This is a genomic window from Haloarcula amylovorans (genome assembly GCF_004681185.1).
Lineage (GTDB): Archaea > Halobacteriota > Halobacteria > Halobacteriales > Haloarculaceae > Haloarcula > Haloarcula amylovorans.
Genome location: NZ_SRIF01000001.1, coordinates 1,041,395 through 1,052,197 on the forward strand (window position 1 = coordinate 1,041,395; position 10,803 = coordinate 1,052,197).

A 10,803-nucleotide genomic window follows, 5' to 3' on the forward strand; every position below is an offset into this window, starting at 1 on the left:
AGTATTCATTATGGAGCGTGACCCACGAGGAGGCGGGAACGGATGAGCACCGAGACTGGCCGAGAGTCACAGCGCTCGGGTGCGCTGGTCGACTTGATGCGGTGGATGGAGAACCTGAGTGACACGCAGTACGCGTACCTGCTACTGTTACCCGTGTTTCTCCTGTTGGGCATCATCGCCCTCTATCCGCTGTTGCGCACGTTCGAACTGTCGTTGTACGCTGTTTCGACCGACCTCTCCAGTACGAGTTTCGTCGGGATCGACAACTACATTCAGTTGTTTGCCGGGGAGAAGAACCGCTTCCTACCCGGCGGCACCACGTTCCTCCCGGCGAATCTCGAGTTCACCAGCCTGTTGAACAGCGCGCTGGTCATCACGATCCTCTTCGCCGTGGTGAGCGTCGCCTTCGAGACCATCATCGGGCTCGGGCAGGCGCTCATCCTCGACCAGGATTTCTACGGCCGGCGGTGGGTTCGCGCCGCGATCATCATCCCGTGGGCCGTGCCCATCGTCATTCAGGGGATGATCTTCTTCCTGATGTTCAACAACAACGTCGGTTTTGCCACCCCGCCGCTGGCGGACCTAGGTCTACTCGCCCCGACCAACACCCTGAACGACACCGCAAGTGCGGCGTTCATCATCATCGTCGCCGACATCTGGAAGACATCGGCGTTCATGGCCCTGCTTATCCTCGCCGGGTTGCAGAGCATCGACCGCGGTCTCTACGACGTGGCGAAGGTGTCGGGTGCGACCAAGTGGCAGCAGTTCAAGCTCATCACGTTCCCGTTGATCCTGCCCACCATCGGCGTCGCGGTGCTGTTCCGCTCCGTGCAGGCGATGCGCATCTACGGTATCATTCCGACGGTGTCGAGCTGTGCGGTGGTACCATCACTTTCGTGCATGGTCGTCGCGACGTTCAACACGCGTGAGGGGACCTCAGCGGCCATCGCCTTCGTCACCGCCGCCATCATCGGGGCCGTCGTAATGGGACTCATCCTGTGGCAGGGGGAGGACGCGATCTGACATGGCTACGAAAACCGAAGACTCAGACGGCGGACCACTGGAACGCTGGACGCAAAGCGCCATCCAGAACCCACAGCGAGTGTACAGAGCGCTGTTTTACGCAGCGATGCTATTCTTCCTCGTCACCACGATGTTCCCGTTCTACTGGTTGCTCGTGCTGGCGATTACGCCCGAGGGGAACCTACTGGCCGGGAGTTTCCTCCCGACCATCGACCTCTTCGGCGTCAGTGGGACGTTCCCACTGCCAGTGCCAAAGGGGTTCAATCCGGCGGCGTTCATCACCGTCTTCGAGCAGGTGCCGTTCCACCTCTACATGCTCAACAGCTTCGCACTGGCGATCACCACCACGATCATCGTGCTGTTCGTCGCCAGTCTGGCCGGCTACGTGTTCGGCCGCCTGCGCTTCCCCGGCCGAGCGTTCCTCATGCTGGGGATTCTGGCAATTAGCTACTTCCCGCCAGCGGCGTTCGTCATCCCGCTGTTTCAGGCCTTCGCGGGGAACGCACCGATCACGATTCCGTTTACCGACATCGGGCTGTTCACGCCGCCGCGGCTGTTGAACACGCCGGGATCGATGGTGTTGCCCTTCAGCGCGCTGTTCATGCCGCTGTCCATCTTCATCCTCACCACGTTCTACGGCCAGATCCCGGACGGGCTGGAAGACGCTGCACGTGTCGAGGGGACGACCCGCCTCGGCGCGCTGTTCCGGGTCATCATGCCCCTCTCGGCACCGGGCGTGGCGACGGCGTCGGTGCTCACCTTCATCGCGGTGTACAACGAGTACTTCTTCAGTTCCATCATGGCCACGTCGCCCGAAGCGACGAAGTGGTCGCCGATTCTGGGCGGGATCCTCAGCTATCAGACCCAGTACACCACGCAGTACAACCTCATGGCGGCTGCGAGTATCGTCGGGGTGTTGCCCGTCGTGATTCTCGTCATCGTCGCACAGGAACGCATCGTCAGCGGACTGACCTCAGGCGCGCTCAAGGAGTAATACAATGGCACGAGTCAGACTCGAACACGTCACGAAACGCTACGACGACCAGGGTGAGACGGTCACCGCGGTCGACGACATGAACCTAGACGTCGAACACGGGGAGTTTATCTGCTTCGTCGGCCCCTCCGGGTGTGGGAAATCGACGACGATGGAGACCATCGCGGGTCTCACCATCCCCACGGAAGGCGAGGTGTACATCGGCGACCGCGAGGTGACGAATCTTCCCCCGAAGGACCGCGGGATCGCGATGGTGTTCCAGAACATCGCGCTGTTCCCGCACATGGACGTCTACGACAACATCAGCTTCGGCCTGCGCCTGCGAGACTACCCCCAAGAAGAGATCGACCGCCGGGTCGAACGGGCGGCAGATATCGTCCAGTTAGAAGGGATGCTCGACCGGATGCCCGACGAGATGTCCGGCGGCCAGCGCCAGCGCGTCGCTATCGCTCGTGCCATCGTCCGAGAACCGGACGTGTTCCTGATGGACGAGCCGCTCGCCAATCTGGACGCGAAGTTGAAGGTCCACATGCGGACGGAGCTCCAGCGCCTGCACAAAGAACTGGACACGACGATTATCTACGTCACCCACGACCAGGAAGAGGCGATGACGCTCTCGGACCGCATCGCCGTCCTCAACAGCGGGGCGCTCCAGCAGATCGACCCGCCACTGACCTGTTACAACGAACCGGCGAACCTCTTCGTCGCGGGGTTCATCGGGTCGCCATCGATGAACTTCGTCTCGGGGACAGTAACGGAGAACTCGATAGAGACGCCGAACTTCACGCTCGCGTTCGACCCGGCCAGCGTCGAGGGCGTCGGCGTCGGCGACGAGCTGACGGTGGGTATCCGCCCGGAGGACATCTACCCGAGCGCGAAACGGAGCGAAGTCACGGACCCGTCCTCGTCCATCTCGGCGACGGTCGATATCTTAGAGCCAATGGGCGACGAGATATTCACCTACATGCTACTGGGCGAAGGCGAGACGTCGATGACCCAGGAGCAGACAACGAACGACCAGTTGTTGATGAGCATCGAACCGGACGCAGAGATCGTCGAAGACGACGACATCGAGGTGGTCATCGACCGGCGGAACGTCCACCTCTTCGACACTGCATCGGGTAAAGCGCTGGTTCACAAACTCGAACCGGCCGGGAGCGGTGGCGATGTCGCTGGAAGCGAAGTTGAATCCGACGACTAATCTAACCCACCGATGAGCACGCATCTGGCGGCAACGGTTTACTGGAGCGGGATGGTAGTCCTGTTCTTCTTCTGGGCGTACGGCATCGCGTCGTTCGTCTTCGACATGAAGAACAAGATCATCCCGGGACTCGTCAAGTACCGCCGCGGGAAACGCGCTGAGAAGGCAGAACAGCAACGAGAAGACGAACGCGAAGAGCGCGAGCAGCAACTGTACTGAGTCGAGAGAGCTTTCGTCTCGTTCGTCTCTTTTCAACCACTATGAGTGACTTATCATCCATTCGTCTGGGATTCGTCGGCCTCGGCAACATCGCCCACCTCCACTGTGACCGGCTGCAGAACGCCGGCCTGGGCGCCCTCGTTGCCGCTGGCATGGACGTCGACCCGGACGCACGACGCATATTCGCCGAGGAGTACGGTGCGGAAGTGTACGAGGACCCCGACGAGTTCTACGCCGACGTGGACGCTGTCCTCGTGACGACGCCGAACAAGTTTCACGAACAGTACGTCGTCGACGCCCTCGATGCGGGCCGGGACGTGTTCGTCGAGAAACCGCTAGCACACACGCTCGAAAGCGCAGAACGCATCGCCGATGCGGCGGCTGACGCCGAGGGATTTTGCATGGTCGGCTTTCACAACCGCTTTGCAAACCCAGTACAGGCGCTCGTCGAGTACGAACGGAACGGGACGCTCGGCGAGATCTCGCACGTCGAGGCCGACTACATCCGGCGACGCGGCGTCCCCGGACGCGGGTCGTGGTTCACGCGGAAACCCATCGCAGGCGGTGGGTCGCTCATCGACATCGGAGCACACGCGATCGACCTCTCGCTGTATTTGCTCGGCTATCCCGACGTAATAGAGGTGAGCGGCGAGACCCGTGCGCAGTTCGGCACGAGGGAGGACTACTCATATCTCCACATGTGGGGCGAAGACCGGGGTGCGAGCGAGTTCAGCGTCGACGACTCCGCGAGTGCGTTTATCCGCTGTGCCGACGGAACGACTATCACGCTCGAAGTCGCGTGGGCGAGCAACCGACCCGGGAGCCAGCAGTACTACGTCCGCGGCTCGGAGGCCGGAGCCGGGCTCGACCTGAAAGACCACTCGCTGGAACTGTACGAGACGGCGACGACCGGAGCGATGCATCACCGAACGACGGAGATCGAGACCGGAGAGGACGAGCCGCACGCGCTCGAACAGGAGCGCTTCTTAGCGGCCGTCGCGGCCGATGAACCCCCGGGAACCAACACGGTCGAACAGGCGCTGGCTGTCCAGCGCGTGATGGACGCCATCTACCGTTCCAGCGAACAAGGTTGTGCCGTTTCCATCGAATAGCTCCGCCTCACTATCTTTACTCCTCATATCCAGCAGCGATAATGGTGAAGAAAGACTTAATCATCAGTGCTCTCACTGTCCGGTAGATTATGAAAGCGATTGGTGTCACCCGCGATGGCGACGAACCGCAGTTGCTGGACGTGCCGCGGCCGGAACCCGGCGAGGGCGAGGCACTCGTTCGGACGCTTCGGGTGGGCGTGGACGGGACAGATCACGAAGTCATCGCCGGGTCACACGGTGGGTTCCCCGAGGGCGAGGACTACATGGTTCTGGGCCACGAGGCCGTCGGCGTCGTCGAAGAACCGAACGGAACCGGCCTGGAGAAAGGACAGGTCGTCGTCCCGACGGTCCGGCGCAAGCCCGACGGCGAGACGAACGAGTACTTCCGGCGTGGGGAACCGGATATGGCACCGGCCGGCGAGTACGTCGAACGCGGGATCGTAGGTGGGCACGGCTACATGGCAGAATACTTCACATCGCCCGCGGACTATCTCGTCCCAGTCTCCGAAGAACTCGCCGAGTACGGCTTCTTCGTCGAGCCAATCTCCATCACGGAGAAGGCGAACGAACACGCGTACGCGACGCGAGAACCGTTCGAATGGCGGCCCGAGGCAGCCTGTGTACTCGGGAACGGCTCGCTCGGCCTGTTGACCCTCTGGATGTTCGGGCAGGAGTACGACCGCACCTACTGCGTTGGCCGCCGTGACCGACCGGATTCCACCATCGACATCATCGAGGAACTCGGTGCAACCTACGTCGACTCGCGCGAGACGTCCGTCGACGAGATTCCCGACGAGTACGAACCTATTGACTACATCTACGAGGCCACTGGGTTCGCACCCCACGTCATCGAGACGGTCCACGCGCTCGCACCGAACGGTGTGGGGGCGCTCTTGGGCATCCCTGAACCCTGGGACTTCGAGATCGACGGCGGATCGCTGCACAACGAACTGGTGTTGCACAACAAGTGTCTCGTCGGCACCGTCAACTCCCATATCAAGCACTTCGAGTACGCCGTCGAAACGCTCGAATCGATGCCGGAGTGGCTGCTCGAAGAACTCGTCACGACGGTCGCAACGCCCGAGGAAGTCGATCCGGCCTTCGTCGACGACGACGAACAGATCAAAGCGGTCGTCGAGTTCGACACGCTGTAACGATTTACTCGCTTTCTGATACTGTCTTTCGTATCGGAATAATTATACAGCGATTGTCGGTGTTAGCCACCACCAAATACAGCATCGTCACTGCGCAATAAATCGCACGTCTGCTGATATATAATTTTGTGTGAAATAATTCCTCTATCGTTAATATATGGAAAATCGCCATACTGCGGTCGAATTTGTCCCGATATCGAGAAGGTAAAACAACGACTGTTGTCATACAGAAGTATTAAGTGTGAATCCTCAATACGAAATAGTGAGGTATTGGTGCAACCATGACTGACGACAACTCTGACAAACGGCTCACACGACGGAACGCGCTTCGAATCGCTGGTGCGGCAGGTGCTGCATCGCTCGCTGGCTGTGGTGGCGACGGCGGCGACGGCGGCGATGGCGGTAGTACCAGTGGCGACGGTGACGACGGTGGCGACGGCGGTAGCACGAGCGGCGACGGGGGCGACGGGGGCGCGACGCAGACCCAGGCGCTCGAAGTCGCTCACTGGTGGGGCGAGGGCGACGGACTGGAAGCGATTCAGTCCATGATGGACGCATTCACCGAGAAATACCCCAACGTCCAGTTCGACGAGAACCTCATCGCCGGTGGCGCTGGTTCGAACCTCCAGTCCAATATCCGGACCCGTATCCAGAACGGCAACCACCCCAGTACCTGGCAGCAGTGGCCCGGTGCGGCGCTGAAGCCGTACACGGACGCGAACCTTCTCGAGGACATCGGCGACTCCGTCTGGAGCGAGAACGGGATGAAGGAGAACTACCTCGCCGGCCCGAAGGCCGCGGCGCAGCCAGCTGGGAACTTCGTAACGGTTCCGCTCAACATCCACCGTATCAACAACCTGTTCTACAACGTCAGCGTCATCGAGGACGCCGGTGTGGACCCGTCGAGTCTCGAAACGCCGTCGGACCTCACTGATGCGTTAAAGGCCGTCAGCGATGCGGGGTACACGGGCATGGCACACCAGACCAACTCCCCGTGGTCGACCGTCCAACTCTTCGCCACCGTGTATCTGGGCGTTACGGACGCGGAGACGTACGCCGCAACGTTCGAGGAGGGCAAGATCAACGCTAACTCCGATTCCCTCGGTCAGGCGCTCGACATCGTCCGCGAGTACAGCGAGTACTACCCGAGCGACGCCGGTTCCATCTCGTGGACCGAGGCCAACAACGGCGTCATCAACGGCGAGGCCGGCTTCATCCACCAGGGTGACTGGGCGGCCGGGACCTACATCACGAACGACCTCACGTACGGCGAGGAGTGGGACTACACCGTCTTCCCGGGCACCTCCGGATCGTACTCCCTGAACATGGACTCGTTCCCGTACCCGGTCAACAACCCGTCGCCGGACGCGACCACGAAGTGGTGCCAGTTCGCCGGCACGACCGAGGCACAGGAGATCTTCTGTCCCGGCAAGGGCGCGATTCCGCCCCGGAAGGACGCCTCGACCGAGCCGTTCAACGAGTTCTCCTCCGACCAGATCAAGGACTTCCAGAACAGCGACGCCCAGCCGCGGTCGCTGGCTCACGGGCTCGCAGCACCGCCCGCCGTCGCGTCTGGTGTCAGCTCTGCCATCTCTTCGTTCATCTCCGGCGGTTCGAACGACGAGGTCGTCAGTCAGCTGGCCAACGCGTACAGCCAGTAACACCCGCCGACCGGCCTTCGTTTATTTATCGCTATCGGGCAAGCGGTAGCTATATACGTTGGCCAACGGGCGTTTCAGACGTTACAGACCCGAGCAATCGGGTGGCAGCGAGCGGTAAAATACAGTCCCTTAATGGGGGAACTAAGCGATGGCAAGTCTTACACTCGACAACGTAACGAAAGTATTCGACGACGACGGCGAGCAGATCATCGCTGTCGATGATGTCTCTATTGACATTGCCGACGGCGAGTTTCTCGTACTGGTCGGCCCGTCCGGCTGTGGGAAGTCCACGACGCTCCGGATGATCGCGGGCCTCGAACAGGTTACCGAAGGGGAGATTCGGCTCGGTGACCGGGTAGTCAACGACATTCCAGCGAAAGAACGGAACGCGGCGATGGTGTTTCAGTCGTACGCGCTCTATCCCCACATGTCCGTCCGAGAGAACATGGCGTTCGGACTGGAGGAGTCCACCGACCTTTCGGACGAGGAGATAAACGGGCGCGTCGAAGAGGCCGCTGAGATGCTCGGTATCCCAGAACTCATCGACCGCCGTCCAGACGAGTTGTCTGGTGGGCAACAACAGCGCGTCGCACTGGGTCGTGCGATCGTCCGGGATCCCGACGTCTTTCTCATGGACGAACCGCTGGCCAACTTAGACGCGAAGCTCCGCGCAGAGATGCGGACCGAACTCCAGCGGCTGCAAGAGGACATCGGCGTCGCCACTGTGTACGTCACGCACAATCAGGTGGAGGCGATGACGATGTCCGACCGCGTCGCGATCCTCAACGACGGCATCCTCCAGCAGTGCGCGACACCCCTGGAGTGTTACCACCAACCGAACAACCTCTTCGTCGCGGGATTCATCGGTGAGCCGTCGATGAACTTCTTCGACGCCGAGCTACAGGGATCGACGCTCGTCACTGACGAGTTCGACTACGATCTCTCCGAGGAGACGATCTCCTCGCTGGGAGAGGCGACGGACCTCGTGTTGGGCGTTCGGCCGGAAGACGTCGAACTCCGCTCTAGCGTCGACTCCGAACACGACTACAGAGCGACCGTCGACGTCGTCGAGCCGATGGGCGACGAAAACGTCATCCACCTCGTCTTCGAGGGGAACGAGCGGGCAGAGGAGAACCTCTTCACCGCCGTCCTCGACGGGATGAAAAGCGTCGACGCGGGACAGCAACTCGTCGCACGATTCCCGGAGTCCGCAATCCATCTCTTCGACCGAGAGACGGGCAAGGCGTTACACAACCGAAAACTCGAAGCCGCCGGGTCGCCCCGCGTGCAATAGTCACGCAGGGCCGAACTTCTTTGTAGCCGTCCGATAAACCCCCGGGTATGTCAGGCGACGACCTGGAAGCTTCACTCGAGCAAGTAATCACACGATTCGACCTCGGTGAATACGAGATTGCCGCGTACCTCGCCGTGCTTCAACACGGCGAACTGACGGCGTCGGAAATCGCAGAGAACACCGATATCCCACAGCCACGAGTGTACGATACGGTTCGAAGCCTCAGCGACGTTGGGCTCGTCGAACTCAAGGAGTCGCGGCCGATGAAGGTGCTCGCTATCGACCCGAGAGACGCGTTCGGCGATATCCAGCAGTCGCTCGACGATCTCGTCGAGGACCTCTCCTCACGGTACACCGCGCCGGCTCGCGAACCGGAGGCCGTCTCGCTGGTGAAATCCCGACCGACGATCCTGCGCTACCTCGAAGACATCATCGACGCCGCCGAGTACGAACTGACGCTGTCGCTGACGCCCTCGCTGTTGAATCGACTGGAGTCTCAACTTGCCACACGACGGGAGGAGGGAATCGCCACGGAGATACTCCTCTCGCCCGCGAAGGAAGCGCCCGACCCCGACGACTTCGACTACCTCTCGGTGGCGACGACGGTGAAGGGGCGTCGAGGAATCACGACCCCCGTCGTGGCGGTCGCCGACGGCAACTACTCGATGTACGCCACACGCGAGTCCATCCGGGGCGACGCCGACCGGTACGGCGTCATCTTCAATCGCTCCGAGCTGGGTTTTCTGGTCTCCGGGTTTCTCAACACCGTCCTCTGGACGACGGCGGACGTCATCGCCTCCAACGGGATGGGAATCCCCTTCCCGCGCCGCTACGGCACCATCAGACGATGTATCTCCGATCTGGCGTCGCTCGACGAGGAGTTCTACGCGACCATCGAGGGACGCGACGTCGAGACGGGCGACCACTGGGTCGTCCAAGGGAAAGTCGACGAAGTGTCGTTCGGACCCAACCGCGAGGTGGCGACGCTCGTCGTCGAGACGGCCGACGGACCGGTCGACGTCGGCGGGCAGCTGGCGGCTTACGAGGACATCGAAGCCTACGAGATACAGGTCGCTCGGGACGAGCCGCCGTCTGTCTAATCGGTTTGAAAGGACAATGAGACTCGTGGCCTGTCGGACACATCAGCGGGGAGTTCGGTCCGAGTGCCCACGAGTACGTAACCCTATCAGCGGGGCCGTTGAATCGGACAGCAACAGCGTATAGTTGGTAGTGCGTGTAAAATATTACGCTATCTAGGCGCGGAATTTTATCTGGTGCGTGGACTGACTCACGCCCAGTGGAACAGTCCAACGCCAGTGGAAACAGATATATCAATCGTTGCCGACAGCTAGGCGTAGAGATGACAGATGGCTCACTCGTCGAGTACGTTGGGGCGTCGGCGGTTCGGTCCGCGGTCGTCGGGTCGCTGTGTGAGCATCCACAACCGACAGAGACGCTCTTGTCAGGACTCGATGCCAGCGATTCGGCCGTCTACGAGGCGCTCTCCAGTCTCGAAACGCGGGGCGTCGTCGAAGAGACAGTGGACGGGTGGCGTCTCACTGGGACCGGACGACTCGTCGGTGATGTGCTCGAACGACGACAAGCGACGGACGAGCTCCTCGCGGTCGACCCGGAGTACTGGGCGAACCACGACGCCAGCGTCGTCCCACAGCGGTTTCGCTGTCGACTCCCCGAACTGGGTGCCTACGAGGTGCTCCGGGCCGCAGAACACGACCGTCACCGGATCGTCCGAGAGATCGTCTCCCGTATCGACGGCGTCGACCGCTGTGATGTCGTCTCGCCGATATACCATGCAGACTACAAGGCGGCGATGCCGGACACCGACGACTCCCGTCTCGTCGTAGGAGAGCAGGTCGTAGACGACGTGCTGACCGACGAGAGTGGCGCGTCGTTTACGGCGACGTTCGAGCGGACGCCCGTACGGGTCTCGTCTGTGCCGTACGCGCTCGCCGTCTCGGCGGAGTGGGTGATTCTGACACTTCCAGAACCCGACGGGCGATGGTCGGATACGACGATACTTTCCGAGTCCGATTCCGCCGTCCAGTGGGGATCGGAGTTGTTCGAGTACGTTTGGACTGCGGCAACGCCGGTTGATACGTATCTGTCCGCATGATTTTGGCGAAC

General features: G+C 61.2%; 10 protein-coding genes. All 10 read left to right on the forward strand.

The features are described from left to right. Positions 1 to 42 precede the first annotated feature (42 nt). The 10 genes from E4S61_RS05250 to E4S61_RS05295 all read left to right on the forward strand — a co-directional run bounded on the left by E4S61_RS05250 (position 43) and on the right by E4S61_RS05295 (position 10,792). The gene (locus tag E4S61_RS05250) at positions 43 to 1,023 is read left to right on the forward strand and encodes a carbohydrate ABC transporter permease (protein WP_135302838.1); all 981 of its coding nucleotides are present in this window, start codon (positions 43 to 45) and stop codon (positions 1,021 to 1,023) included. Position 1,024: 1 nt separating this feature from the next. Then, positions 1,025 to 2,017 carry a carbohydrate ABC transporter permease gene (locus tag E4S61_RS05255; RefSeq protein ID WP_135302839.1) on the forward strand — a complete coding sequence of 331 codons (993 nt, stop codon included), beginning with the start codon at positions 1,025 to 1,027 and terminating at the stop codon, positions 2,015 to 2,017. A 4-nt stretch (positions 2,018 to 2,021) separates the two neighbouring features. Beyond that, positions 2,022 to 3,218, forward strand: coding sequence for an ABC transporter ATP-binding protein (locus E4S61_RS05260; RefSeq protein WP_135302840.1), 1,197 nt, complete (start codon positions 2,022 to 2,024; stop codon positions 3,216 to 3,218). A 12-nt stretch (positions 3,219 to 3,230) separates the two neighbouring features. After that, complete coding sequence (locus E4S61_RS05265; RefSeq protein WP_135302841.1) at positions 3,231 to 3,437, forward strand: hypothetical protein; 207 nt, start codon at positions 3,231 to 3,233, stop codon at positions 3,435 to 3,437. Between the two features lie 41 nt (positions 3,438 to 3,478). Continuing rightward, positions 3,479 to 4,549: a Gfo/Idh/MocA family protein gene (locus tag E4S61_RS05270; RefSeq protein ID WP_135302842.1), complete on the forward strand. Its 1,071-nt coding sequence runs from the start codon at positions 3,479 to 3,481 to the stop codon at positions 4,547 to 4,549. 89 nt (positions 4,550 to 4,638) lie between these two features. Continuing rightward, complete coding sequence (locus tag E4S61_RS05275; protein WP_135302843.1) at positions 4,639 to 5,703, forward strand: glucose 1-dehydrogenase; 1,065 nt, start codon at positions 4,639 to 4,641, stop codon at positions 5,701 to 5,703. 281 nt (positions 5,704 to 5,984) lie between these two features. Further along, complete coding sequence (locus E4S61_RS05280) at positions 5,985 to 7,364, forward strand: ABC transporter substrate-binding protein (RefSeq protein WP_135302844.1); 1,380 nt, start codon at positions 5,985 to 5,987, stop codon at positions 7,362 to 7,364. A 148-nt stretch (positions 7,365 to 7,512) separates the two neighbouring features. Then, positions 7,513 to 8,658, forward strand: a complete 1,146-nt coding sequence (locus E4S61_RS05285; protein WP_135302845.1) for an ABC transporter ATP-binding protein — start codon at positions 7,513 to 7,515, stop codon at positions 8,656 to 8,658. Positions 8,659 to 8,705: 47 nt separating this feature from the next. After that, positions 8,706 to 9,758, forward strand: coding sequence for an HTH-type sugar sensing transcriptional regulator TrmB (gene trmB, locus E4S61_RS05290; protein WP_135302846.1), 1,053 nt, complete (start codon positions 8,706 to 8,708; stop codon positions 9,756 to 9,758). A gap of 260 nt (positions 9,759 to 10,018) precedes the next feature. Beyond that, the gene (locus E4S61_RS05295) at positions 10,019 to 10,792 is read left to right on the forward strand and encodes a helix-turn-helix transcriptional regulator (protein WP_135302847.1); all 774 of its coding nucleotides are present in this window, start codon (positions 10,019 to 10,021) and stop codon (positions 10,790 to 10,792) included. Positions 10,793 to 10,803 lie beyond the last annotated feature (11 nt).